Source organism: Desulfosarcina sp., from assembly GCF_055467485.1.
The window spans coordinates 1-26520 of record NZ_JBUOIV010000066.1 but is presented as its reverse complement, the minus strand read 5'-3'; the positions used below and the strand labels follow the sequence as shown (position 1 = coordinate 26520).

Below are 26520 nucleotides of genomic sequence, written 5' to 3'. Positions count from 1 at the left end.
TGGTGGTGCGGAAGATGATTTCATCGATGGTTTCCATTTCGATGATTTTCCACCTCAAAGGCACCCTCTCCCGATATAGCTTGCGGATCATGGGTCTGTCGCATGGATTCCTGAGATCGGGATCGATATTGTTGCGGACGAAATTAAATAAGGAAGAGAGTTGGGAAAAACGGATTCGTTTGGTGTAGAGCTTGTTTCCTTCGGTGAGGCGGTTCAGGTAGGTTAGAATTTGTTCTGGGGTGACTTGCTCGACGGGGCCATCACCGAATTCCTGGATAAACCGTTCGATGATGGCCCGGTAGGATCGCACCGTATTTTTTTTTCGAATGGGTCTTGTGGTAATCGATCCAGATTTTGGCGGCTTTGGAAGGGAAAGAGGTGACAGGAAGTTCGCACATCATCAGGCCTTTCCTTAGAATAGCAAAAAACCGATACCATGATACCGTATAGTTGCTGAGGAAATCTTTCATGATTGATGAAATATTCGGACTGTCAAACGCTATCCGTTATGTTGCCATATATAAAAATGGTGAATTGATAATGAAGTCAAGAACAGATACCGCTAATGCCAGCAGTTCCGAGAGCGACCGTTATGAGGAATTGCTGGTCAATCCCACGCTGTTAACGCTAACGACGCAGCGGGGTCGCATAGATTGCGGTGGCCTTGACTATCTGCTCGTGCGGTACGGCAACTTCTTTCAGTTTGTTCTTCCCAAAAAATGGGGGCATGTATCGGTCTGCATAGAAACAGAAGCTGATCCTATTAAAATCGGAGATGCGCTAAAAAATCTATTGAGGTAGTTGGCTAAATATATGATCTGATTTGTAAGATAGACTCGACATACATCAACAGTTGCCAACCTTGCATTTACAGCTATTAATATGGAACCTGCCAATTACGGTTGTGGTTGTTTTTATGGATATCAGAAACCAGCTTTGGTCAAACTTGGCCGCGGCTTAATTCCCGGTGCGGTGATCTCGAGAGGAAGAGGGATGCGCCGTTGGGCATATTGCAATTCAACGCGGGTATCGACACGCCGGCTCGGCCTCGATCATAAAGACTGCATCTGCGTGGTGACAAACACCGAGGCCGACTTGGCGCTCTTGAAATGAAAGCGTTCGCCCTCCACCAGGTCCAGGCAGGCGGAAACCACGTTGGAATCGTACAGGGTCCCGCTGTTGGCGGTGATCTCTCCCATGGCTTTTTTCAATCCCAGGGAGGGGCGGTAAGGTCGGTGGGACCCGATCGTTTCGAAGACATCGGAGACACTGAGGATTCTGGCCTCGAGCATAATCGCCTCCCCGGAAAGGGCGTTGGGATAGCCCGAACCGTCCATCCGTTCGTGGTGCTGGAGGACGATGTCCGCCAGGGGCCATGGGAAATCGATCTTCTTCAGGATGTCGTATCCCGACTGCACGTGGGTTTTGATCATGGCGTACTCGGGACCGCTGAGCCTCCCCGGCTTGCACAGGATCTCACCGGGAATGGTGAGTTTTCCCAGGTCGTGGATGAGGCTGGCCATCTGCAGGCCGTATACCCGGTCTTCTGACAGTCCCATTTCCCGGCCGATGGCGCTGGCCAGGTCGGCCACCCGATTCTGGTGACCGGATGTATAGGGGTCGCGCATTTCAACGGCCAGCGCGATGGCCTGGACCGACCCCTCCATGGCTTTCTGGAAATGAACCGCGTTGCTTCGCAGCTCCTCCGCGGTCTGTTTGAGCTTATCGCGGGTCTGGCGTTCGAGCAGCACCCGTTTGAGACGGGCCACGATCTCGGCCAGCCGGATGGGCTTTTCGATAAAATCGCTTGCCCCCTGGGCGATGATCTCCTCGTAGGCGAAATTATTCACCAGGCCGGTGATGATGATCACATCGGCATCGTAATGGTCCTTGATTTGGCGGCACAGGTCGAGGCCGCTCATTCCCTTCATCTGGACATCGGAAATGACCACCTCCACCGGGTTCGAATTCAATATCCCCAAGGCCGCCTCCGCACTCTCGGCGGTGAGGCACCGACACCCGGACGCCTCGATGCCGTAGGAAAGGATATCGCGGATATCGTCATCGTCATCCACCACCAGAACCAGGGGGGACGGCGCATCAGGGGTGGCTATGGATATCATCGAACGTCTCCACAAAGACCGTTTGGTGACAAGTCCTGCGCCAGGCAATGCACAACTGTCTGTAACGGTCCGGATATTTTAGATTAGGTTAACATTTTTCAGTCGCACACATAAACACATCATCAGAGAGGAATCGGTCGTATTGATCAGCAGGGTGGTGGATATACAGTCCTTCAGGATTTTAAAATGAGGAAAGACACATAAGCCACGTAGCATCCAAGCAGAATCAGACCTTTTTTGCGAGAAATTGTCAAGTCCCGTTTCATCAGCGCCCAGGGCAGTGCGCTGATGACGATCATCACCAGGTAGTCCACCACCAACCCGCTGCCGATGAAACCGCCGGAGATGACAATCGGTTTTACCATCGCCGCGGCGCCAACAACACTCAGGAGGTTGAACACGTTGCTGCCCACCAGATTGCCCAAGGAGATGTCCATCTCCTTTTTCATGGCCGCCACGACGGAGGTGGCCAGTTCCGGCACCGAGGTGCCCAAAGCCACCACGGTGAGCCCCACGAACTTTTCGTCGACACCCAGGGCGACCATGACGCTCACCGCCGCATCCACGAGCAGATCCGCACCGACGACCACCGCCACCGTTCCGCCAATGATCATCAGGCACTGGATCCAGCGTTTCTCCATCAGCCCGGCAGCCAACGGTACGGCACCCGCAGCATCGGGCATGGTTCGATCGACGCGCACGGCCACCTTGTAATTGAACCAGGTATAGGCGATGATACCGCAGAAAAGGATAGCGCCTTCGAATCTGCCGATAATCGAATTGAACGACAGGAGCAACAGGAAGGCGGAGATGGCCAGCATGAGGGGAATATCCCGGGTAATGACGATGCGGCTGGTCGTCACCGGCTGAAACACGGCCGTGAGCCCCAGCACCAGGGCGATGTTGCAGATGTTGCTGCCCACCACGTTTCCCAGGGCGATCATGCTCTTGCCCTTGGCGGCGGAGACCAGACTGACCACCAGTTCGGGCGCGGACGTGCCGAATGCCACCACGGTGAGCCCGATGACCATCGGCGTAAGCCCCATGCCGCGGGCCAGCGTGGATGCGCCCCGAACCAGCCAGCCGGCACCATAGTAGAGCAGCAGAAGACCTGCTGTGAATTCGATCAGGTGGGTAACGGTCAAATAGGTTCGCCTTCCTGGGGCCGGTTGTAAAACGGCCGTTTGTTTTAACGCTGCCCATGCCGTGTCTCACCGACACCGGACGCGACGCTGCATCAATATGACATCCTTGTCGACTGAATGCAACGGTTGCCCTATATGGAATTGTTTTTAATCTGAATTGTTTAGTGGGTGTCTTCGGCACCAGCATAGCGGATCACGACCGGTTTTCGCCCGGCAACCCGATGATAGGTTTCATCGGGCCAGCCGATGGCGATCACGGCATAGGGGGTTTCCTGGTCGGGGATGCCCAGCATGCGGACGATCGCCCGATCGCGTCGCATGGCTTCGATGACAAAACCGACCAGGCAGGTGCCAAGGCCCATGGCATGGGCGGCCAGCAGCATGTTCCCGGTGGCCAGCAGGGCATCTTCTGACGGGCAGGACGCGCCGTTGTCAGCGGCGACCACGATGGCCGCCGTCGCCCCGTGAAACAGCAGGTCGCGTTCACCCTTGTCCCATGCCGAAAGCCCCATCTCCACGGTGGCGTAGTACATATGGAAGTAGGTATCCAGTTCCGGTTTGCCGAGCAGCTTCAATCCGGTTCTCAGCCATCGGTTTTCGGCCATCCGGTTGGTTTTCCTGAAGAAGTCGCCCACCCGCCGTCCCAGCCGGTCGACGGCCCGGCGGTCCGGCAGGATGGTGAAGGTCCAGGGTTGGCAATTGGAGCCCGACGGGGCGGTAATGCCCGCCTTGACCAGATCTTCCAAAAACGGCCGGTCTACGGGACGGTCGGAATAATTCCGGCAGGAACGCCGTGATCCCATGAGATTGACAAGGTTGGCGGTGTCGAAGCGGCCATGGGGAAGCCAGCGCGTATCGGCTGAAAAGGTCTGGAATTGAGACAGCCCGGGATCCACCGCCGCGACCCGGATGGCCGCCACCGGACATGCCGCCGCACAGTGGTCGCAATTGAGGGACTCCGCGCCCCGGACCACGGCTTTGCCGTCCTGGATGGCCAGGGTCTCCTTGGGGCACACCGGTATGCACATCCCGCAGTCGATGCACCGGTCAGGATCGATGGTCGTGGTTACTTCACGATGGGTAATCTGTTTTTTGGCTTCGTTCATTTTTTTAGGCTCTGCCGCTTGACATGAATCGATGAAGCGTTAGTATTGCCATTTTTAAAATTTTTGCCGACGGAAAAAGCGGCGATGACAATTGAAAAACCCAGCCCGGCAGGCAACGGTCAGCGTGCCTGCCGGAACAAAGGAATCACCCCATGAAAAAGCTCCTGTACCACCGGTTTATCTCCTCCGTGCTGTGGAACCTGCTCCTGATTTCGGCCGGTTCCCTGGTGTTCGGCATCGGATTGAAGTCCATCGCCATTCCCCACGGGTTCATCACCGGCGGTATTTCAGGCCTGACCCTGCTCTTTTACTATGTCAGCGGGCTTCTGTCACCGGGTTTGTGGTACCTGCTGGTCAACATCCCGATCTTTCTGGTCGGGTGGATTCACATCAGCCGGCGGTTCTTTTTTTACAGCCTGTACGGTGTGGCCGCCCTTTCCCTGACCATCGATCTGATCGGCTTCACCCTACCCATCAAGGAGCCGATGCTGGCCGTGCTGGCCGGCGGCGTGCTCATGGGCGCCGGTTCGGGGCTGGTTCTGCATTCGCTGGGATCGGCCGGCGGACTGGACATCATCGGGATTATCCTCAACCAGAAGTTCAACATCCGTCTGGGCACCTTCTATTTTGCCTTCAACCTGGTACTGTTCGCCTTCAGCTTCGGCGCACTCGACACCGATCTGGTGCTCTATTCCCTTTTCATGAGCTTCATTTCGTCTCAGACGCTGGATTATGTGTTGGCCTTTTCCAATCAGCGCAAGATGGTGTTTATCATCTCCGATCTCAATGAAAAGATTGCCAAGGAGATCCATGAACGCCTGAACCGGGGCGTTACCTTCCTGGAAGGCAGCGGGGCCTATACCGGCAAAGCCAAAAAGATCATCCTCACCGTGGTTCACAACTTCCAGTTGAAACGGGTCGAGGAGGCGGCCCTGTCCATTGACCCGGAAGCCTTCATCATCACGGAAAATACTTTCAACGTGCTGGGCAGGGGCTTTTCCCGGCGCAAGGTCTACTGATGCTTCAAGCTTCAAGGAAAAAACGGCTGACAGACGTCATCCGTCGAGACGAAAAAGCGCTGCCGGCACCCGGCGACAACGGCTGGTGCATCGGCAACGCTTGATCTCGCAGCGATCTTTTTTTAATCCGGATCTTTATCTGTCGCTGTGGGATTCGGTTCCGCCTGAGCCTCGACAGACTCCCCATAGATGACAAAACCGCCCGCTTCACCGGATAAAAGTCCGGGACCGGGCTTTTGATCCCGGTCGTCGTGGTAAGCAAACGGCTGCGGTGTCGACGCGCAGCCGGCAATTCCGATCATCAGCAGGGCGGCCGGCAAGAGACAGATCCATGTCCATTGCGACTTCATCTAGAACTTCACCCGCATGCCGGTCATGACGGCATTGATGTTGTCATAATCCGTGCCGTTTCTGTCCAGCTTGTGGAACCGGTAGCCCAGGTAGGCTTCGGTGCCCCACTCCTGGAGGTCCTGAACCATCTGGAATCCAATTGTGTCTGCGTCATCACCATTGTTGCTGATGTCCGAATAGCGCCCGTAGTCGGCCGACAACGAGGTCACCCCCAGGGGACACCAGCGGCCCCGGTAGCCGAATTTGGTGTAGAAAAACCCGCTGTCATCCCTGCCGGCACCCTTGTTGTCGCGGCTGCCCATGGCAAAGGTGCCGTTGAAGCCGGAGTCATGCAGCACGGAGACCGACCCGGCCAGTTGATCGTCAATGACATCGGAAGAACTGCCGGGGTTGGCGTAGGCGACAGCCGCAGCAAGCTTGAAGGCATCCATCTGAGAAGTGTAGCGGACGGCGAAGTCTCCGCCGCCATCGGTGATGTAAGAGGCGGAGCCGACAAACCCGCTGAATGATGGACTGTCGTATCGGATGCGTTCATCGCGGCCGAGTCCGTCCATGTTGCCGTATACCGAAAAAATGGGGGTGTTGGATAATGCACCCGTGTTCTTGTTGTAGAACCGCTGGCCGCCGGCCATGTCGGCAACGCTGGAGTAACCGACGATGCTGGTGCCGGACAGGTCCATCTCCGAGGTGCCGTCCGATGCCGTCGACCCCCAGCCCAGCGAGAATTTACCGAAAGCATTGGCATCCAGCCACAGGTCCAGGTGGCGCTTCTCCAGCCCGATGTCGTCTACACGCTTGTCTTCCTGGCTGACCAGGTTGCTGGGGTTGGTCTGGTACTCCACCTCGATGCGCGTGCCGATGGCGTATTTTTCATTGGGCTCGATGGTTCCCTCCAGCCCCACCCGGGTGGAGGAGTTGTCATTGTCCACTAGGTAGACGTCGCTGTTGTCACCGTCGTCGCTGAACAGTACCGCCTTGTTTACCTGGCCGTATAGCTTGACCTTGCCTTTCGGGTTTCCGGCTGTAACCGCAGCGGGGCTGTCCGCAGCCGCCTTGACCGTGGCCGCATCGGTCTGGCCCTTCAGCGCCGCTACCTGTCCCTGCAACTGCTCCAATGCCTTCTGTTGGGCTTCGATCTGGACCTGCTGCTGTTTAATGATTTTCTCGAGACGATCCAGTGTCTCCTTGTCCGCCGCTGACGCCGACAGGGCCGTGGCAAAGCAGAAAACGAACGCAACCGCGCACAGCATTGAATACATGCGCCACCCTCTCCATTTCATTTGTGCCTCCTTTATCGCTTCGAAGTTGATCAATACTCGTCCGGTGAACGCCTTTCGGGCAGACGGATTTACGAAAGATCGATCCTGCAGCTGCGGTGACTGGACGATAACCGTTGAGCGCGCGGGGAGCATTTGCCGGCCACCGAATCTGTGATTGTGTTCAAACGCATGAGAATTGGGCAAGGGGAATGTCGGCCCATACCGATTGAAAGATTGGATTGAGTATAACATTTCAGGTATGCGCGTGTAAATCAAAAGGGTGCCCCCTGACACCCGGGCACAGGAAAAACAAGCCGCATCGGAGACGAGCGATGGCGTATGACGTTCAAAATTGGTTTGTTACCCACCGTTTTTTACGTTAGACTGTTGCCTTCATTGATATCGGATAACCGTCAAACAAAACAGGGAAGGACCGGATGGCCAACAGCCTTTACATCGCCAGCATCGAGCCGGAAAGCGGCAAGTCGGTGGTCGCGCTGGGCATCATGGAGATGCTCTCCAGAAGAGTGGGCCGCGTGGGGTATTTCAGGCCCATCATCCCCACGGCCCAGAAACGGGACAACGACATCGAACTCATTCTGCAGCGTTACAACCTTGACCAGACCTACTACGAGACCTTCGCCTTTACCCACAATGCCGTCCAGAGTCTGTCCACCGGCAGCAGCAGCCAGGCCATACTCAAACAGATCGTGGAAAAATACCGCGCGCTTCAACAAAAAGTCCGTTTCGTCCTGTGCGAGGGAACGGACTATACAGGCATTTCATCGGCCTTCGAATTCGACATGAATGCCGATGTGGCCGGCAACCTGGGCAGCCCCATCCTGCTGTTGGTCAATGGGAGCGACAAAGACCCGGAAGAGATCGTCGAGACCATTCAGATGGGGATCGAGGCATTCACCCACAGGGGGTGCGACGTCGCCGCCGTCATTGTCAACCGGGTCGACAAATCCGAACTGGATGCCGTTCGCGCGGCGGTCGGCCAAGGCGTCCCCGTCGACATCCCGGTTGGCGTGCTTCCGGAAATGCCCACCCTGGGCAGGCCCACCGTTGCGGATATCGCCAGAGAGCTGGGGGCCGACGTGCTGCAGGGTGAAACGGAGGCGCTGAGCCGGTCGATCCACGATTTCAAGGTGGCCGCCATGAACATCCCCCACTTCCTCGAGCTGGTCCGGGAGGGAGACCTGGTGATCACCCCGGGAGACCGCACCGATGTCATTCTGGGGAGCCTGGCAACGGTCGTATCCGACAATTATCCGACCATTGCGGGCCTGTTGCTGACCGGCGGGTTCAAGCCGGAACCGTCGGTCAAGCGCCTGATGGAAGGCTTCAGACTGACCTCGCAGGTGCCCATCATCAGTGTCGGCACGGACACGTTTACCAGTGCCATGAATGCCAGCGAAGTCCGCGCCAGCCTTCAACCCGGCGATGAGCGCAAAATCGCCGCCGCACTGGGCCTCTTCGAAGCCCATGTGGACCTTGCCCGTTTGGAGGCGCGCATCGATGTGGTCCGGTCCACCCGCGTGACCCCGATCATGTTCGAATATGAACTCATCGAACGGGCCAAATCGGCCCGCCGGCATATCGTTCTGCCCGAGGGAGAAGAACCTCGGGTCCTGAGGGCCGCAGAGATACTGGTCCGCAGGGACGTGGCCGACATCACGCTGTTGGGCGACCCGGAAAAGATCCGGCAGACGGCGAAAACACTCGGCCTGGATTGGAAAGGTCTGAATATCATCCATCCGCCCAGTTCGACCCACCGGCAGGCGCTGGCCCAGATCTATTACGACCTTCGCCGAAAAAAAGGCTTGTCCAAGGAGATGGCCTGGGACACGACGGCCGATGTGAGCTACTTTGGCACCCTCATGGTCAAGGCGGGGCTGGTCGACGGCATGGTGTCGGGCGCCGTCCACACCACCGGCGATACGATCCGGCCGGTGTTTCAGATTATCGGCACCCGTCCGGGCGTATCCATCGTCTCCAGTGTTTTTCTCATGTGCCTGCCGGACCGCGTCGTCGTCTACGGGGATTGTGCAGTGAACCCCAACCCCGATGCAGGCCAGCTGGCGGACATCGCCATCAGTGCGGCCGACACGGCGGTCATGTTCGCCATCGAACCGCGCATCGCCATGTGCTCCTACTCCACGGGAACATCGGGTGCCGGTCGGGACGTGGACAAGGTCCGCGAGGCCACGCAAATCGTCAAGTCCCGTTTTCCGAAACTGAAGGTCGAAGGCCCCATCCAATACGATGCGGCCGTTGACGCCGGCGTGGCCCGGACCAAGCTGCCCGGCAGCGAGGTGGCCGGGCAGGCCACGGTGTTCATTTTTCCGGACCTCAATACGGGCAACAACATATACAAGGCGGTGCAGCGCTCTTCAGGCGCCATTCCCGTCGGGCCGGTTCTCCAGGGACTGAACCAGCCGGTCAACGATCTGAGCCGGGGCTGCACGACAACCGACATTGTCAATACCGTGGCCATCACCGTCATTCAGGCCCAGGCCCTGGCGTTGCCTGAAAAAATGCAGACAAAGGCAGGCTAAATGAAAATCCTGGTCATCAACTGCGGCAGTTCCTCCCTGAAGTACCAACTGATCGAGATGCTCGGCGAACAATCCCTGGCATCCGGCCTGGTGGAGCGGATCGGCGAATCCATGGGCAAGGTGTCCCATCAAAACGGCTCGGATGCCGCGGGAGGACAGCGCATCGTCTATGAAAAGCCCATCGGCGACCATCGGTCGGCCATGAACGAAGCCGTCGGCCAGCTCACGGCGCCCGGCACGGGAGTCATCTCCGGTCCGGACGAAATCGCGGCCGTTGGCCATCGGGTCGTCCACGGGGGAGAATCTTTCCAGAAACCTGCCCGGGTGGATCGCAGGGTGCTGGAGGCCATCGAGAAGATGATCCCCCTGGCCCCGCTGCACAATCCCGCCAACCTCATGGGCATCCAGGTGGCCCGGGAACTGTTTCCCCATGCTCCCCAGGTGGCGGTTTTCGACACGGCCTTTCACCAGACCATCCCCGCCTATGCCTACCACTACGCCCTGCCCTGGTCATACTACGAGCAGATGGGTGTCCGCCGTTACGGCTTTCACGGCACCTCCCACCAGTATGTGGCCCGGGAGGCGGCGGCCCGCCTATTCCGGCCCCCGTCCGAAGTGAACCTGATCACCGCCCACCTGGGCAGCGGCGCCAGCATCTGCGCCATCCAAAAAGGGGTCAGCGTCGACACCTCCATGGGTATGACACCGCTGGGCGGGCTGATCATGGGCACCCGCGGGGGGAACCTGGACCCCGGCGTCGTCATGACCATTGCCGAGCGCAACGGCATGACCCTGAAGGAGATCGATGCCGTCCTGCAAAAAGAGAGCGGCCTGAAGGGCATCTGCGGAATGAACGACCTGCGCGATATCCATGCGGCGGCCGACAAGGGGAATTCCCGGGCCCAGCTGGCGCTGGACATGTTCGTTTACCGCTGCCGGCAGTATATCGGGGCTTATTTCCTTCAGCTAGGCCGGGTGGATGCCCTTGTTTTCACCGCCGGGGTCGGGGAAAATGACGCAGCTATCCGCGAATCCTGCTGCAGCGGCATGGAAACCGTCGGCCTGATCATGGATCCGCAAAAAAATCGTCAGCCCGACCGGGGCGGCGGAGAAATCACGGCGGACGAAAGCCCGGTCAAGGCCTATGTCATCCCCACCAACGAAGAGCTCGAAATCGCCCGCCAGACCCTCGAGGTGGTGAAAGGGACAGAATAGATAAAGGAAGGATCCAAGGGATCAAGGATTCGAGTGAAAATAACAAGTCCCCCTGAAATGGCATATGGCGTTGAACCCTCCCCGCGGCTTGCTGCGGGGAGGGTTCAAACCTGCTTTCTGTCAGAGATAATCCTCCCTCACCGGCGAGAACATCTCCACGGCCACCGAATCCTCCACCGCCCGGGCGGAATGGGGAACGTCTGAACCGATGCACCAGCTGTCACCGGGCGCCACTTCATGCTCGGTTCCATCGACCGTGAAGATCATGCGCCCGGAAAGCAACAGGCCGGTCTGTTCGTGCGGGTGGTTGTGATCGGGGATGGCGCAGCCTTTCTCCAGTCTGAACCGGGCCATGAGGGTTTTCTCACCGTGAACCATGGTGGCCATGTTCACCCCGTCGAGAAGTGTTCGGTAGGTCAACTCACTTTTTTTCTTGAACATGTTGTCTCCTTTGGTTGCCGGCTGTAAAGGTGAAGCGTCAATCCCCCTCCGCAATGGGTTCATGACCGTCGGGTTCCAGATCGAGCGTGTAAGACTCCGGAAGGGCCTTGTTGGCTTTCACGCCTAGCGCCTTGAGTTGCTCGGCGCGCCTGACCAGGTTGCCCCTGCCCGTGGACAGCCGGTCCCGAGCTGTGCGATAGGCCTCCCGGGCCCGGTCCAATTGCCGCCCCACGTCTTCCAGGGCCTCGATGAAACCGATGAATTTATCGTAAAGCCCGCCGGCCTGCCGGGCGATTTCCAGGGCGTTTTCATTCTGGTCCGCATAGCGCCAGATGTTGTGAATGGTTCTCAAGGTCACCAGCAGGGTCGACGGTGAAACCAGAATCACGTTCTTTTCGAAGGCCTCGGTGAACAGGGTTCGGTCATGCTCCACGGCTGTGAAAAACGCGGCCTCGATGGGCACGAACATGAGCACGAAATCCAGGGTTCGGATCCCCTCCAGGTCTTCGTAGTGCTTTTCGCTCAATCCTTTGAGGTGGGTCCGCAGGGAGGCGAGGTGCGCTTTGATGGCCGCGGCCCGGACCGTCTCGTCGCTGGATGCGTGGTAGCGTTCGTAATCCTTGAGCGACACCTTGGCATCCACGATGACATCCCTGTTCTCGGGCAAATGGACGACGGCGTCCGGCTGATAGCGGCTGCCGTCGCTTCCGGCCAGGCTGACCTGGGTATCGTAGGCCCGCCCCTTCTCCAATCCCGAGGCTTCCAATATCCGCTCGAGGATCACCTCTCCCCATCCCCCCAGCGTTTTCACATCCCCCTTGAGGGCGTTGGTCAGGTTAAGGGCATCCTTGCCGATTCGTTCGTTGAGATGCTTCAGGTGGCCGATTTCGTTGAGCAGGGCCGCACGATCGCGGGACTCCTTGTCGTAAACATCCTCCACCCGTTTCTTGAAGTCGCCCAGCTGTTCGCGCAACGGACCGATCAATCCATCCATCTGGATCCGGTTGCGGTCGGTAAAGGTCTTGCCCTTCTCTTCCAGGATCCGCTCCGCCAGCACCTTGAATTCAACGGTCAGCCGCTCCCGGGCATCGTTGAGCAATGCGAGCTTCTCTTCCGCCTGGCGCTGTTCGGCATCCAGCCGGGTGGTCAGTTCAGACAGCCTTTTTTCCAGGGAGAGGTTCACGTCGTTGAGTCGGTCCTGGACGTACCGGCTCTTTTCCAGCGATTCCTCCAGTACGGGAATCCGCGTGACAGATTGTTCCAAACCGGCTTTTTGCGCTTCCAGTTGGGCCATGGCATCACGGCGATCGTCCAGTTGCGCGGTTGCATGGGCCAGATCGGCGCGCACCATTTCCAGCTGCAGCCGGTCCGAAGCCAGCTTTTCTTCCAGGGCCGCCTTTTCCATCTCTGCCAGACGCGCCTGGGTAACCAGCTCGGCCTTCAACCGTGCCCGAACCACCAGCAGGGCGATGGCCGCGACCAGCAGCAGGCCGGCAGCGCCACCGATCAGATAAATGATTTGAATCTGCGTCATCGCGCGCCCCTGGAAGAAGGAATCGGGCAAAGCCCCGTAAGCCGGTGGAGATAAAAATAACCGTTTATACACAATAATTTACTACAAATCCACCCTTGCCTTCACCGACCCCGTGGGTGTTCGATGCGATTACATGGCCATCGCGCGAATCCTATTTTCATGAATCCCTGACAACCGCCTAACATTTCGGTTGACCCCGCATCTCCCTCTGATCAGGGTATTGGCATCGATTTCAGAATCACGGGATTGGCCAAACGTCCGTGCAACAAGCGAAAAACAAGTGTTCGAACGATGGTCTACAACCACCCCTGGCGGGCGGTATTCAGGCCCGGTGCGTCCGATGATTTTTTCATGGACGATCGCCCCATTGCGTTTGCATCGCGAAATGACTTCCTGTCATTCGCCGGCCTCGTCAAACGGCAGTTTTTCAACGGTCCCACGATCCAGGGCGCCCTGGTGGAAACCGTGGAACGGGTGACGGGGCCTTTGCCGTACTGGTGTTCAGGGGAACCGGCGGCCGCCTGTCCAACTGGCTGGTCAATCTGGACATGGTTATGTGTCCATGGCCGCCCGGCGGCAAGGTTCAACGGGGATTTAAAACCGCGTTGATGGAACGCTGGGACACCATTTCGGCCGCACTGGAAACCGTGAAAAAACCCTTGTTCTATACCGACCACAGCCTGGGGGGCGCCCTTGCCGCGATGGCGGCATCTCTGCGGCCGCCGCTCGCGGTTTACACCTTCGGCGCCCCGCGCATGGGGGACGCCGCCTTTGCCGAAACCCTGGCCCGCGTTCCGGTGTTCAATGTATTCAACCCGCAGGATATCGTTACCGAACTGCCCCCCCGCAGGGCGGTGGACCCGATTCACCCATGCCGGAACCATCGTCAAAAACAGCCAGGCCTGCCTGCCCCGCCGTGCCTTGGCCCAGGCCCTGTTCTTACTATCCGGCTACGCCCCGTGGGATTATACGTCGCAGTTGCCGGTGGCCTTCGACAATTGATATCCTTTCCGGTCGTACACGATCCATCAATCGGCTCAGGGACGGCTCACCAGCCGTTGACCCCGTCCCTTGTTCTCTGGTAAACGGTTGACTCGTTTCCCGTAACCGGGTGTTGAAAACCGTCCCAGGAGAAATCCATCGCCGTGCCCGTCCAAACTGACCAATCGATCCCTGAATGCCTGAACCGGTTGGACGGTTATCTTCACCGCTCCGAATCGCGGTTTCCGACGATCCGCGAAAACTGCGAGAAGCGAATCGTCTGGCATGGGGGCAAGACTGAAAAAACGACACTGGCCATCGTCTATATTCACGGTTTTTCAGCCAGCCGAATGGAGGTCTGGCCCCTGTGCGACCGCCTGGCCCAGTCCCTCGGGGCCAATCTGTTTTACACGCGGCTGACCGGCCATGGACAGGATGGCACGGCCCTGGCCGAAGCACGGGTGGGGGACTGGCTGGCCGACGGGCTGGAGGCGGTGGCCATCGGCAGCCGCCTGGCCGATAAAATCATCCTGATCGGCACCTCCACCGGCGCGACGCTGGCCACCTGGCTGGCGGCCCAGCCGTCAGTGGCGCCACGGATTCACCGTTTGATTCTGCTCTCGCCCAATTATTTTCCCAAGAACCCGATGGCCGCCATTGCCTTGTGGCCGCCCGGTCTCCGGCTGTTCGAGGCGTTTTTCGGCAGGTGGCGCAGCTTCAGCGTGGCCAATGCCCGGCACGCCCGATTCTGGACGGTACGATATCCGGTCAGGGCCATCGCCACCATGATGCAGCTGGTGCTCCGCGCCTGGCAAATCGATCGGAAACATAGCGTCATGCCGGTTCTGATGATGATCAATCCCTGGGACCGGGTGATCAACGTCAGCCTCGCCATCATACGATACCTGGCCTTTCCGTCTTCACAAAAAAGGCTGGTGCTGTTCAGGGGCAACAAGGACCTGGGCCGGCACGTGCTGGCCGGAGACATCTTGGCGCCCGAGAGCACGGCCAGGGCGCTGGCCGTCATTCAGGCGTATCTCAGAAGCCGTCATTGAACAGCGATAGCGAGCGCATTCGCCGTGCTTTCAGCGTGGAATGCGAGCGAACGGGGAATCGATACTCATCCTTACGGTGAAATCACGGGTTGGTGGAGCGGGCGTCAGCTGCCGCCGCCTCGATGAAAGGAATACCATGAAAGACAACGACACCCATCTCAAATCGGTCGGTTACATCCTGTGGATCTTCGGTTTTACCGGCGCCCACCGGTTTTACTTCGGCAAACCCATATCGGGCACCATCTACTTTTTTACACTCGGCCTGCTGGGCATCGGCTGGCTGATCGACCTGTTCCTGATCCCCTCGCTGGACCGGCAGGCGGGCATCCGGTTCCGCAGCGGCCCCGTCGATTACACGGTGGCCTGGGTACTGCTCACCTTCCTGGGATTGTTGGGCATTCACCGCATGTACATGGGCAAATGGCTGACAGGTATCGTCTATCTGCTGAGCGGTGGGATCTTCGGACTGGGCTACCTCTACGATTTCTGGACGCTGAACGATCAGATCACGGTAATCAACGGTTCATAACCGAAAACCGATCTCAACGGCCGTGCAGTTTCAGATATCCGGTGCCGCCCAGCGCTTCCATCTGTTCGACGATCTGCCAGGTCCGGCGGACCACATAATCCGACGGCCGGTCGGCCGACATGCGCCTGGGGCCGGGAAGGACGGCCGCCAGGGTGGCGGCCTCCCGCCGATTCAGCCGGGCGGCCGGTTTGTGAAAAAACCGCTGGCCGGCCGCCTCCACGCCGAACACACCCTTGCCCATCTCCGCGATGTTCAGATAAACTTCCAGGATCCGGTTCTTGGGCCACAACACTTCCATGAGCAGGGTCAGGTAAACCTCGATTCCTTTTCTCAGGTAGCTTCGCCCGGGCCATAAGAACAGGTTCTTGACCACCTGCTGGCTGATGGTGCTGGCCCCCCGGGGGCGGCTGCGGGTGCGGTTGTCTTCGATGGCATCGGCAATCGCCTTCAGGTCCAGGCCCCAGTGGTCGAAAAAATTCTGATCCTCGGCAGCGACGACCGCAAGAGCCGCATGGGTAGAGATCCGTTCCATGGAGGTCCAGCGGTAGTCGACGACGGTGCCGGACAGGCGCTGCTGCAGCATGAAGGCACTCGTCGGCGGGGGAACCCAGCGCAACATCAGTACCATCACCACGGTGACAATGACGATTGATGCCGTTGTCTTCCACAACAGGCCGAACACGGACCGACGGGACCGTCTGTTTGTCTGAAAAGCGTCGGGCATGCAGTCTCCTTGGCACCTTCATAGCCTATGACGAAGGGTGCAATCAACCCGCTTCGGACGATGAAGGTCGGGTCGAAGGAGAAGCCGCGGCCCTTAAAGCAAGTCTGCCTGCTGAAAGTCGGCGATCACCAATTCAACCAGCGCCGCATTGGCATCATCGGTCAGCTTCAGTGCGCCGGCCATTTCGACTGAAACCGCTTCGGGGTCCTGAATGAATCCCTGGAACTGGGCACCGTGCAGGTGACTCAGTTGGTTGGCATACGCAATGATGGGTACCAGAAGCGTCGCATCACCAGCCTTTTCAACGTGATGGTGAAATTTCACACACACTTTGGCCGACTCCGGCATCTTCCATTTTTCCATCAACAGTTCGCCGATCTCCATATGATCGGTTCCGATGAGTTTCATCTCTGCCGCATGGTCGGTAAGTGCCTCCCGCTTTTTAAGGTTTTGGATCTGCCGGTAGCTGTCCGCACCCACCAGCAGGAGAACCAGTTTGCCGATATCGTGGAGCACCCCGCCCACGAATGCTTTTTCAGGATCGTCGTATCCGGCGGCGACGGCAATTCGCCGGGCGGCCATACCGCACTCGGCAGCATGCTGCCACAGCGACTGTCCCCAGGTATGCATGCCGGGGTTGCTCTTGATAAAGTAGGTTTGCATGGAAGCCGACAGGACAAGGCTTTTGGTCGTCTTCGCGCCCAGTCGCGTCAGGGCCTGCTGAAGTGACTCGACCCGGTTCAATCCGCCGTAGAGGGCCGAGTTGCTTATTTTGATCAGTTTGGAAACCAGGGATTGATCCGTGCCGATCACCTTTTCGACCGCCTTGATGTCCACGCCGGGATCCGAGAGCATGTCGAGTGCACGCGTCACGATTGTAGGCAGAGGCGGCAGTTCGCGGATCTTGGAAACCAATCGTTCCGGGCTGAACGAGTTGGGCGGATGTGCCGGCGTTCCTGCATCCGGTTGGGCAACCGCTGTGGAAGGCACCGTCAAATCGACATCGATGACCTTCCGGGGCGTCACCATCCAGGAAAGGAGTTCCAGGTAATGCTGGGGGGACAGGCCGGTGAATCCGTTTTCGCAGAAAACATAGATGAATACCGCCACCTGCCCCTTGTTGACCACCGGGATCAGGGCACATTCGCCGGGTGCGGTTGCACCGCACAGCCTGTCCAGCAATTTGGATGGGAACCGGTTTCCAAAAAAACCGACACCGGAGCGGCTGACGGCAGCAAATACCGGTTCTTGGTCCAGTCCTCCCAATGCCCCCTTTGTGGATTTCTGGGCGAGGCCCTGTCCGCTCACCCTGCGCATCTGCTTGCAGTGCACCACCTGGCCGTCTTTGGCCGTGAGAATCAGTATCCCGTCGTAAAACCCCTTGCAGAATGCCGCCAGGGCCTCGATGCGCTTCAACGGTTCGTCGCTCAGCATCAGCTTCTTCAGCGCCTGGCGGAACGATCCGAACAGGGGATCCCCACTGGACACCCTTGGCGCCGGCATATCAGCCGCATCCGTCGGCAGGAGCGTGATCGTTCCCTTTTCCAGCCGGTCCTTGACAATCGCCAATACGGTGGCGCTGTCGAAAGGCGCTTTTTCGAGAACCTGTCGGAGGGTCCGGCAGGTGGACATCAGCCGAAGGACCACCTGTTCCTCGGTGGCCAGCGCTTCGGTCTTAACACCCTTGGGGGACACCGCGAATTCACGGTCGATGGAGATGATGCTTTTTACGAAATCGCGGTATTCATCGGACTGGGCGGCAAAGGAAAGCGCCAGCATACGGGCATCCAATTTCGTTTCGGCACCGTCGGCGTCGACAGGTGTATCCGTAAAATTAAAAGCGCCCTCATCCAGCAGAAACATCTCCAGCAGCACCTCTTTCATGCCGGTGAGCAGGATTTCCTTCACGGATGAAAGGGGAAACAGGTCGATCTGCGTCAAAATGGAGCGAATCGGCATCCCCGTTTCCATCCGGATCTGGCGGATGCGCTTGACCTCATCGGTCGAAACCCGGCGGTTGAAAATCAAGCCCTGCAGTATCTTCTCGTCTCCGGAGGCGGAATGGGCATCGATGATGAAGCCGTTGTTGAAGCTGAGCGTGATCAGGCGCTGGTTTTCGGCAATGGAAAGAACCCCGTTCAGGCTCAACTGGGACAGGAACATGATGGCGTCGGCCGGATGATATCTACTCAAATCTCCATTAAAAATCATTTCTTTGCCTCACAAGGTTCAGGGGTCCATCATTAGTTCGACCGTTTTCCCTGAAACTTGAGTGTGCTATGTAATAATCAATGCCCCTATTGACATTCCCAGGCAAAAAGGCAGCCCAAACAAAAGGCCATTGCATGCCTATACCCTTTCACACCCGAGAACGGTGACCAAGCAGCGCACGCCCATTACTATCCGGCAGGCAGGGGTCGAAGACGATGAACGCCTTGCATCGATGGCCAGGGAGACCTTTGTCGACAGTTTCGCCGCCGACAACCGCCCGGAAGACATGGCGGCCTACCTGGAAAAATCATTCGACCCGATCATCCAGGCGGCGGAACTGGCCGAGCCGTCATCGTTATTCCTGATTGCCGAAACCGGGGACAGGCCGGTGGGTTACGCCCGGCTGCGGGAAGGCTTGGCGCCGCCTTGTATCAAGGCAAAAAAACCCATCCAACTGGCGCGCCTGTATGCCCGCAAACCATGGATCGGCAGTGGTGTGGGCGCTGCCCTGATGACCGCATGCATTGACCAAGCGGCCGGACGGCGGTGCGACGGCATCTGGCTGGGCGTCTGGGGCAGAAATGCCCGGGCGATCCGGTTTTACCACCGTTGGGGATTTGAGCAGGTGGGAACCCAGCCCTTCTTGCTGGGCAATGACCGGCAGACCGATCTCATCTTTTGGCTGCCACTGATGGTGCCGCCGTGATACCCCGTGACAAAAAAAGGCGTTGCAGGATAAAAAGAATCTGATCTACCAGGCCATACCGGCAACCGTTGATTGATCAGCTGACCATCGGTACCGAAGCCATGACGGACAAGGACCAGCCATGAAAGATGACCAAGGCCAACGCTGCGGGTGGCCCGGCGACGACCCACTGATGGTGCGCTACCACGACGAGGAATGGGGTGTGCCGGTCCACGACGACCGCAAGTGGTTCGAACATATCATCCTGGACGCATTCCAGGCCGGGCTGTCGTGGAAAACCGTGCTGCACAAGCGCGAGGCCTTCCACCAGGTCTTTTACGGCTTCGATCCTGAACGGGTGGCCGGGATGTCCGAAAACGCCATTAACCGGGCAATCGTCAACCCCGCCATTATCCGCAACCGGATGAAAATTCGTGCGGCGGTCAGCAATGCCAAGGCCTTTATCTACATCCAGAGGGCGTATGGCAGCTTCGACGCCTATATCTGGTCGTTCACCGACGGAAGGGTGATCCACAACAGTTGGCAGACCGAGCAGCAGGTGCCGGCCACCACCGGTCTATCCGACCGGATCAGCAAGGCGCTCAAAAAGCAAGGCTTCCGCTTCGTGGGCAGCACCATCTGCTATTCCTTCCTGCAGGCCGGCGGCATCGTCAACGACCATCTGGTTGGCTGCTCCAGGCATGCTGAATTGCAGGGGTGAGTTGCCCTTTCGCTGACAGATTCGAGGAGGGGTGGAGATGGAAAGTCGCATCGCCGACGTTATCGGATTGAAAACCCAACCGGCGGCCTTGCTCTGGGCGGACAACAAGCCGGCCCACGCCACCGAATTCAAGCCAGGCAACTGGGCCTGCATCATGTGGCTGGCGGCCGGCGCCGCCAAGGGCAAGGCCGGCGTCTGCTCACGCGATACGTTCGGCTGTTTCGGCGGTGGTGTGGGCATGGGCTTCGGCGACCAGTACGAGAACTTTCCGGGCGGCAAGGGTTGCTTCCGTTATTTCCTATCGTCGGGCAACGACGGCTGGGAGACGGGGCGGCAGGCGGCCGAACAGGTCAAGCCCTTCATGCGCAAAGAAGCATTCGATCACTTCATGCACGGTGAAGGCTACTTCAAGACACCGGATCTGGTGCAGCGCTATATCGACAGCCTGCCTATATCTGACATTCCGGGCAAGTACGTGGTGTTCAAGCCACTGGGTGAGCTGACCGATGAGGAAACACCGCAGTCGATCATTTTTTTCGTGGATCCGGACCAGCTGTCGGCCCTGGTCGTACTGGCCAACTACGGAAGGGGGGACAACGAGAACGTCATCATTCCCTATGCCGCCGGGTGCCAGACCATCGGCATCTATCCTTATCGCGAGGCACAGTCCGAACGCCCGCGGGCCGTGGTGGGGCTGACCGACCTCTCCGCTCGGGTGTACGTGAGAAAAATGCTGGGCGGCAACCTGATGAGCTTTGCCATGCCGATGGCGCTGTTCGAGGAGATGGAGGCCAACGTTGAAGGCTCGTTCCTGGAGCGTAGCGTCTGGCGGAGCCTGATATCGGGGAGATGACAGCCGGTCAGTGAACTGAACGGCACGGCGGGCGACCTGTGGCAGTCCGCCGTGCCGGACGTGTCGGTGCGCTAACTATCTGATGACTTTTAAAAATACGGCACTTGGGGCCCCCCAGTTGCCGTCCGTATCTTGACCGCTGACATAGATCAAATGTTTACCCGGCTTTAGATCCGTCGTATCCAACACTCCCTCAACAACCTCTATATTGTCGTTGAAAGCGCCGTCGACAGGCATCAGGGCAATGACCTGGTCTTCGTCAACTTCCCACGGTGGCACGTCGATGGTGTATGCGGCAGCCTGGATGGACTGGACAGGTTCCTGTTCCTCGATGCCTCCGCTGACCCGCTTGTAGCGCGTGTCGTCGATGGTCGCCGTCAGGGTGACCAGGCTCCCGGCAGACACCTGCTCCGCATCCATCGCAACGTCCACGGCGTCCGGTCCGGCCGGCGTTTGATAGGGCGTGCGCACGACCTTGGCCGCATACAGCAGCGCCGGCAAATTGTCTGGCAGCACGAACTCCTCGAAGGTTTTGCAGGTCTGGAAGAAGGTGGTGCCCACTTCGAAGCAGTATGAGGCTACGCCCAGATGACCGTAGGCATGTTCGTCGCTGGTGCCGTCGGTGGGATAGAGCCCGATGGCCTGCTCGGGCGAGTAGTCGTTCCAGAAGGCGAATTTGCGGCCCAGGGTCTGCAGCTGGGTATGGTTGGGCGCTTGGTCATTGGTGGATCCCCAGGGCCACAGCACCAGTTTGCCGTAGGAGTGGACGTCGATGTAGATGCCGGTCGCGTCATTGGGGACGGGCTCTTCAGGATTTTCCGGCCACTGGTTTGGAAAGATCGATTCCATGTACGCCTCAACCGCCTGGATCTCCGGCTCGGATGCGGGTCTGACTCCGTGGTAAGTGGAATCGCAGGGAAAGTCGCTGGAGCCGCCGCAGCAGTCCCACCCGAAGGTGAAATTGCGGTTCAGGTCTACGCCCCATCGGTCCGGGTCGTCACACAGGTCGCTGTTGGTGTTTTTGCGCCAGAAGGTGTGATCCTCGGCGATCTTGCGGCCGTCGGGGTTGGTCTGCAGCATCAGGTGGATCTCGTGGTGGTCCAAAATCCAGGTGACGTCGGCATCCTTGTCGTAGTTGTCCACCAGGTACTCGGCAAAGCGTGTGACCAATTCGGCCGTGGCATACTCCCGGGCGTGCAAGGCGGCGGTGACGAACAGGTCGGGCTTCTCGCCGCCGATATCCTGGTTGGTCAGCACGAGCACTCGCATGTCGAATCCGCCGATGCCGACCGTCTTTTCCCAGGAATCACCGACATCCTCCCAACGGGCCAGCTTCCTGTTTTGCTTGACGATCTTTTCGGCCGTGGCAAATGTCTCCTCCACGGTCCGGTAGCAGGGGTACCTGGGAATCCCGCCTTCATCCGCCTCTTCGGCGGCCTTGTCCACTTCATCCGGTACGGCGGCTTTCCAGGCGTCGTCCGGCACCACCCGCAGGCCGGCGGCGGACAGCCGCTCGACGTCCTCCCGGGTGACGCGCATCACATGGTAGCCTTGGCCGAAATTGGTTTCCAGCAGTTGGGCTTCGAAGGAAATGATGGTCTTATTGCCCATCTCCTGGTTGGGATAATAGACGCGAACGATTGCGGTCTCCCCGGGGGCCAGTAACATAGGGTCGGCCGCCTGCAACGGCGCCGCCCAAAATGATGCTGAAATCAGGAAAATACCTGTCAGCAAAATAGGCCATTTTTTCATGTCGTCTCTCCTCCTTTTCATACTGCGGGTTGATGTATCACCACCACTGCCTGCCCTTTTACCGCGGCAACACGATCGATTCATGCGGAGAAATCCGCCTGGTTTTGCACCGGCGCCCCCGAATGGTGCACGCTGCACCGTCGGCGATGCCTCGGGCAGGAATGCAAATTGGCGTATATTATTAAGGAAAGCGGTCAGCAGATATGACCGGCGACGGGTTTCTCCACTGGGTAAAACGGTTGGCGGTGTAAATGGTTACAGATAATTGGAAATAATTTTCATGAGAATGCCGTTTTCCCGAGTTGAACAGACGTGGTGTTTCTCTGCCGGAACCGGCGGCAGGCATGCGATACCTTCGATCAGCCCGTTGGAATCGGTTAGGGCGTCTTAATCGCGCCGCGACTTGCTTTTCCTTTGCACGCCCTTTAAACTCTGTTTGGGTTTGGGGGGCAGGAAACGGCCTCGGGTCAGAAAGGACATCGCCGTCAGACGGCGGATTGGCGTTTCAGCGGAAACCGTTCCTCGGGAGAAGGCAAAATGGCACCTGGTGAGGCGAAACTGGTTCTGGTGGTCGAAGACGACGAAAACACCTCGTCCCTGATCGCCCTGTATCTGGAGCGTGAAGGCTTTTCAACGGTAACCGCCGGAGACGGCGAAACGGCCTTGGCCATGGCTGGCAAACACAGGCCGGACCTGGTGATTCTCGATCTGATGATTCCGAAGGTGGACGGCTGGGAGGTGTGCCGCCGGTTGCGACGAACCTCGGATGTGCCGGTGATTATGCTCACGGCCCGGGGCGAGGAGATCGACCGGGTGGCCGGACTCACATTGGGCGCCGACGACTATGTGGTCAAACCTTTCAGCCCCCGGGAACTGGTGGCGCGGGTCAAGGCGGTGCTGCGTCGAACGTCGCCTGCGCCGGGTGAGGCGGAGAGGCTGCTGATCCACGGGCCGATTTGCCTGGACCTGGAAAAGCGTCGGCTTACCGTCAGCCAACAACCGGTTTCTCTCACCCCTCACGAATATGCGCTGATCGTTGCACTCATGACCTCCCCGGGACGCACCTTCAACCGGGACGAACTGCTGGACCGCCTCTACCCCATGGGCGAGGCGGTGGTCATCGACCGGGTGGTGGACGTTCACATTGGCAAGCTGCGCCAGAAGATCGAACCGGTTCCGGCCGAGCCGCAATACATCATCACCGTTCGCGGCATCGGTTATCGGTTCGCGGACCGGCAGCCGGAATGAGGGGAAAAGCACCTTGAAACGATTCCTGATCATCAAACTCATCGCGGTCAACCTCATCGTCGTGGGGTTTGCGGTGGTGGTGGTCTGGCTGGCCATTGACACGTTAGCCGCCGGCTACTTTGTCACCCTCATGGAGAAGTACCACATCTCCCCCGAACCTGCCCACGCCATGTTTGTGGATTCCATCCACCGCTACCTGATCTGGGCCTTTGCGGGTGCCATCTTCCTGGCTGTCGTGCTCAGCTATGTAATGAATCGGCGGATTCTGGGCCCATTGACCCGCATGACCAGCATTACCGGTGAAATTGCCGCCGGCGAGTTTTCGGCCCGGGTGCCCGTGGCCACCGCGGACGAAGTCGGACGCCTGGCCCGGGCCTTCAACCGCATGGCGGAGAACCTGGAAAAGATCGAACACCTGCGCCGCTCCCTGATGATCGATGTGGCCCATGAGTTGCGCACCCCGCTGACCAACATCCGTGGATACCTGGAGGCGCTCAACGACGGTGTGCTGCCGCCGGCGCCGGAAACCCTTTCCCTGCTGCAGGACGAGACCCTGCGACTGGTTCAGCTGGTGGAGGACGTACTGGCCCTGGCCCGCGCCGACGCGGCCGGCAGCCAGCTTCAATTGACCGCCGTCGACCTGAAGGCCCTGGTGGAAACAACCGTGGCCACCTTTGCGCCGGCGCTGGCCGGCAAATCGCTGGCCATAAACCTGCATGCCCTTGAATCGCCGCCAACGATCCAGGCCGACCGGGACCGCCTGGCCCGCGTCCTGCGCAACCTCACCACCAATGCCGTTCAGTATGCGCCGCAGGGAACTGTCGTGGACATCACGATCAGGGAAGATGCCGGGATGGTTAAAATAGATTTTTCCAACGTCGCCGGCGACGTTCTCTCCGACGATCTACCCTATCTTTTCGAACGCTTCTACCGCGGGGAGAAATCCCGCTCCCGCCACCTCGGCGGCGCCGGCATCGGCCTGTCCATCGTCAAGGAACTGGTGGAGGCCCATGGCGGAAAGGTTCATGCCGACCTGGCGGACGGTATCATTCACATCGGATTGACCCTGCCCCAGGCAGAAGATGCGCAAGCGGGCCTGGCATAGATCACCCTTTCGCAAGATCTATTTCACCTGACGGGCACGAATGAGGGTATCTGAACTTTTCAATCATGGTGATCATCTCAATTAAATCAGTATCGCGTGCGAAACCGAAAATCGACGCATCTCGCCAAACATGTAGGACTAAAACAACCCGATAATGATGAATTAAGCACCTACCTGCCGCAGAGTCCTTCCTGCCTGCAACCAGATGGCAGTACAATTCTGATCCGGAGTCTTCTGGTCAACCGTTTACTTCCTTTTTTATTCACTTCAATGGCCTGCAAGGGGATCGCTATGGAACTTTATCTGACACGGGGATGCTTGAAGTTCCTGGCCTGATGCCTCCAACTGGATTGACAGATCCCATGGAGGTCCATCGTATAATCAATGGCAATAGGGGGCACATCCGATCCTTGCGAATTGAAAATTGCATATTGTTCAATCGCAGGGATAATAACTTGTAAAAAAAGGAAAGCATCAATGGATAATGTGGAAACCGGTTCTCTATAAAGCTCAAGTGACCTCTTGAACCAGGTACCTGTCAACCGGAGGTTTTATTATACCACCTGGTTTAGTACATGGTGTCATTCCCGCGAAGGCGGGGCACACCGTGAAGCAACAGCGCTATCCACTATGCTCAATCAACTTTCTGGATCCCGGATATCCGCTTCGCTGCTTCCGGGATGACACAGTCTGATGTTCCGCCAACGGACCAACTTAATCTTCATAGAGATGCGAATTAAAATATGCGGTTCTCTACGAAACTCCAGTGAACTCAGTTGTGACCGGATCTGTCACATGACTGCGTTATGATGGTCTCACAACCTACGAAAAAGGAGGCCATCATGACAGACTTCACCATTGCAGAAGATTTCCCCAGATCCGAAATCGAATTTGACGCCCGGTTCTCAAATCCGGATGCCTGTTACGCGTATCTGTTCCAGCTCAAATGGCCCGATGGGTTTGCCTGTCAGCGATGCGGTCATGATCAATACTGGTTCAGCTCGCGAAAGCTGTACATCTGCACCAGCTGTCAGTTCCAGAACTCGATAACGGCCGGCACGATTATGGACAGCTCTAAAAAACCCATCACCTACTGGTTTAAAGCCATGTGGTGGTTTACCACCCGCAAATCCGGCATCAATGCGGTTAATCTGAAAGAGCTGTTGGGCTTTGGCAGCTACGGAACCGCCTGGACCTGGCTGCAGAAGCTTCGACGCTGCACCATCCGCGATAGACGCGAAAAACTGTCCGGTCGCGTCGAAGTGGATGAATTTTTCATCGGCGCGGCGCGATCCGGAAAGCGTGGCCGCGGTGCCGAAGGCAAAACCATTGTGGCGGTCGCCGTTGAGCGTTGAGACCTCAACAAACGAATGGGTCGCATTCGTCTGCATGTCGCCCTGGATTGTTCCGGGTACTCCATGGAAACCTTTATTCTCGACAATATCGAGCCCGCTTCAACCATTGCCACGGATGAGTGGCAAAGCTACAACATCATTGATACACAACAGTTTCGTCGCGAAATAACCAACCAAAGCAAGAGCAAGGACTACGACAAGCTCTATGGCGCCCACCTGGTGACGACCTTGATCAAACGATTGATCAGAGGAACGTATCAGGGTCGATTCGAACCGAAATACCTTCAGAACTATCTGGACGAGTATGTCTTTCGATTCAACCGTCGTAAATCAAAGAGCATCGGCAAAAAGTTCATGCGTATCGTTCAGCAGGCGATGAAGACACCCCGGATCATCTGGCCGGATATTCCTTGGGATTTGGACCCGTTATCTGAATACTTTGCGACGACTGGAGTTTCATAGAGAACCGGAAAATGATTTTGGTTGGCTGGTGATGAGTTGGAGTAATATTTACTGGTCAATATGTATTGGGGCCCACAGTAAACAT

The 26520-nt window shown here is 57.9% G+C and carries 24 protein-coding genes and 1 pseudogene; 14 read left to right on the top strand and 11 right to left on the bottom strand.

The genetic code is table 11. The annotated features are described in order from the left end of the window. Positions 1–310: pseudogene (locus ACZCED_RS21490) on the bottom strand (hypothetical protein); the annotation flags it as partial. Positions 311–468: 158 nt separating this feature from the next. Here ACZCED_RS21490 and ACZCED_RS21485 point away from each other — a divergent pair. Further along, entirely contained in the window at positions 469–801 is a 333-nt protein-coding gene (locus ACZCED_RS21485) for a hypothetical protein (protein ID WP_462972016.1), read from the top strand. A gap of 251 nt (positions 802–1052) precedes the next feature. Here the strand turns inward: ACZCED_RS21485 and ACZCED_RS21480 are convergent, their stop codons facing one another. The 3 genes from ACZCED_RS21480 to ACZCED_RS21470 form a co-directional block, all read right to left on the bottom strand. Further along, positions 1053–2123, bottom strand: coding sequence for an HD domain-containing phosphohydrolase (locus ACZCED_RS21480; RefSeq protein WP_462972015.1), 1071 nt, complete (start codon positions 2121–2123; stop codon positions 1053–1055). A gap of 173 nt (positions 2124–2296) precedes the next feature. Further along, complete coding sequence (locus ACZCED_RS21475) at positions 2297–3268, bottom strand: calcium/sodium antiporter (RefSeq protein WP_462972014.1); 972 nt, start codon at positions 3266–3268, stop codon at positions 2297–2299. Between the two features lie 161 nt (positions 3269–3429). Then, a complete protein-coding gene (locus ACZCED_RS21470; protein WP_462972013.1) occupies positions 3430–4374 on the bottom strand; it encodes a nitroreductase family protein in 945 nt (314 codons plus the stop codon). A 152-nt stretch (positions 4375–4526) separates the two neighbouring features. Here ACZCED_RS21470 and ACZCED_RS21465 point away from each other — a divergent pair, with 152 nt between their 5' ends. Continuing rightward, complete coding sequence (locus ACZCED_RS21465; protein WP_462972012.1) at positions 4527–5393, top strand: YitT family protein; 867 nt, start codon at positions 4527–4529, stop codon at positions 5391–5393. A 122-nt stretch (positions 5394–5515) separates the two neighbouring features. On the opposite strand, the gene ACZCED_RS21460 is transcribed toward ACZCED_RS21465, so the two are convergent. Continuing rightward, positions 5516–5713: a hypothetical protein gene (locus ACZCED_RS21460; RefSeq protein ID WP_464861677.1), complete on the bottom strand. Its 198-nt coding sequence runs from the start codon at positions 5711–5713 to the stop codon at positions 5516–5518. Positions 5714–5743: 30 nt separating this feature from the next. After that, positions 5744–7024, bottom strand: coding sequence for a porin (locus ACZCED_RS21455; protein WP_462972010.1), 1281 nt, complete (start codon positions 7022–7024; stop codon positions 5744–5746). A 416-nt stretch (positions 7025–7440) separates the two neighbouring features. On the opposite strand from ACZCED_RS21455, the gene pta reads away from it, so the two are divergent. Beyond that, positions 7441–9564, top strand: a complete 2124-nt coding sequence (pta, locus tag ACZCED_RS21450; protein WP_462972009.1) for a phosphate acetyltransferase — start codon at positions 7441–7443, stop codon at positions 9562–9564. After that, positions 9565–10779 carry an acetate kinase gene (locus ACZCED_RS21445; protein ID WP_464861676.1) on the top strand — a complete coding sequence of 405 codons (1215 nt, stop codon included), beginning with the start codon at positions 9565–9567 and terminating at the stop codon, positions 10777–10779. 120 nt (positions 10780–10899) lie between these two features. Here ACZCED_RS21445 and ACZCED_RS21440 read toward each other — a convergent pair whose 3' ends face one another. Further along, entirely contained in the window at positions 10900–11220 is a 321-nt protein-coding gene (locus ACZCED_RS21440) for a cupin domain-containing protein (protein ID WP_462972007.1), read from the bottom strand. A 37-nt stretch (positions 11221–11257) separates the two neighbouring features. Beyond that, on the bottom strand, positions 11258–12754 hold the full coding sequence (locus ACZCED_RS21435) for a DNA recombination protein RmuC (protein ID WP_464861675.1): 1497 nt from the start codon (positions 12752–12754) through the stop codon (positions 11258–11260). Between the two features lie 497 nt (positions 12755–13251). Here ACZCED_RS21435 and ACZCED_RS21430 point away from each other — a divergent pair, with 497 nt between their 5' ends. From ACZCED_RS21430 to ACZCED_RS21420, 3 genes are all read left to right on the top strand, one after another. Further along, entirely contained in the window at positions 13252–13839 is a 588-nt protein-coding gene (locus ACZCED_RS21430) for a lipase family protein (protein ID WP_464861674.1), read from the top strand. A 60-nt stretch (positions 13840–13899) separates the two neighbouring features. Next, complete coding sequence (locus ACZCED_RS21425) at positions 13900–14790, top strand: alpha/beta hydrolase (protein WP_464861673.1); 891 nt, start codon at positions 13900–13902, stop codon at positions 14788–14790. A gap of 136 nt (positions 14791–14926) precedes the next feature. Beyond that, positions 14927–15319: an NINE protein gene (locus tag ACZCED_RS21420; protein ID WP_462971950.1), complete on the top strand. Its 393-nt coding sequence runs from the start codon at positions 14927–14929 to the stop codon at positions 15317–15319. 13 nt (positions 15320–15332) lie between these two features. On the opposite strand, the gene mtgA is transcribed toward ACZCED_RS21420, so the two are convergent. Next, positions 15333–16043 carry a monofunctional biosynthetic peptidoglycan transglycosylase gene (gene mtgA / locus ACZCED_RS21415; protein WP_464861672.1) on the bottom strand — a complete coding sequence of 237 codons (711 nt, stop codon included), beginning with the start codon at positions 16041–16043 and terminating at the stop codon, positions 15333–15335. A 93-nt stretch (positions 16044–16136) separates the two neighbouring features. Then, positions 16137–18236, bottom strand: coding sequence for an HDOD domain-containing protein (locus ACZCED_RS21410; protein WP_464861671.1), 2100 nt, complete (start codon positions 18234–18236; stop codon positions 16137–16139). 181 nt (positions 18237–18417) lie between these two features. Between ACZCED_RS21410 and ACZCED_RS21405 the strand changes: the two genes are divergently transcribed. The 3 genes from ACZCED_RS21405 to ACZCED_RS21395 all read left to right on the top strand — a co-directional run bounded on the left by ACZCED_RS21405 (position 18418) and on the right by ACZCED_RS21395 (position 20513). Then, on the top strand, positions 18418–18960 hold the full coding sequence (locus ACZCED_RS21405) for an N-acetyltransferase family protein (RefSeq protein WP_464861670.1): 543 nt from the start codon (positions 18418–18420) through the stop codon (positions 18958–18960). 121 nt (positions 18961–19081) lie between these two features. Beyond that, positions 19082–19660, top strand: a complete 579-nt coding sequence (locus ACZCED_RS21400; protein ID WP_464861669.1) for a DNA-3-methyladenine glycosylase I — start codon at positions 19082–19084, stop codon at positions 19658–19660. A gap of 37 nt (positions 19661–19697) precedes the next feature. Beyond that, a complete protein-coding gene (locus ACZCED_RS21395) occupies positions 19698–20513 on the top strand; it encodes a DUF169 domain-containing protein (RefSeq protein WP_462969741.1) in 816 nt (271 codons plus the stop codon). A gap of 75 nt (positions 20514–20588) precedes the next feature. Here the strand turns inward: ACZCED_RS21395 and ACZCED_RS21390 are convergent, their stop codons facing one another. Further along, positions 20589–22265, bottom strand: a complete 1677-nt coding sequence (locus ACZCED_RS21390) for a M14 family zinc carboxypeptidase (RefSeq protein WP_462969740.1) — start codon at positions 22263–22265, stop codon at positions 20589–20591. Between the two features lie 537 nt (positions 22266–22802). On the opposite strand from ACZCED_RS21390, the gene ACZCED_RS21385 reads away from it, so the two are divergent. From ACZCED_RS21385 to ACZCED_RS21370, 4 genes are all read left to right on the top strand, one after another. Beyond that, on the top strand, positions 22803–23513 hold the full coding sequence (locus ACZCED_RS21385; protein ID WP_462969739.1) for a response regulator: 711 nt from the start codon (positions 22803–22805) through the stop codon (positions 23511–23513). Between the two features lie 13 nt (positions 23514–23526). After that, positions 23527–24618: an ATP-binding protein gene (locus ACZCED_RS21380; protein ID WP_464861668.1), complete on the top strand. Its 1092-nt coding sequence runs from the start codon at positions 23527–23529 to the stop codon at positions 24616–24618. Between the two features lie 842 nt (positions 24619–25460). Beyond that, positions 25461–25973, top strand: a complete 513-nt coding sequence (locus ACZCED_RS21375) for an IS1595 family transposase (RefSeq protein WP_464861667.1) — start codon at positions 25461–25463, stop codon at positions 25971–25973. Positions 25974–25988: 15 nt separating this feature from the next. Then, positions 25989–26435: a transposase gene (locus ACZCED_RS21370; RefSeq protein ID WP_464861666.1), complete on the top strand. Its 447-nt coding sequence runs from the start codon at positions 25989–25991 to the stop codon at positions 26433–26435. Positions 26436–26520: the final 85 nt, after the last annotated feature.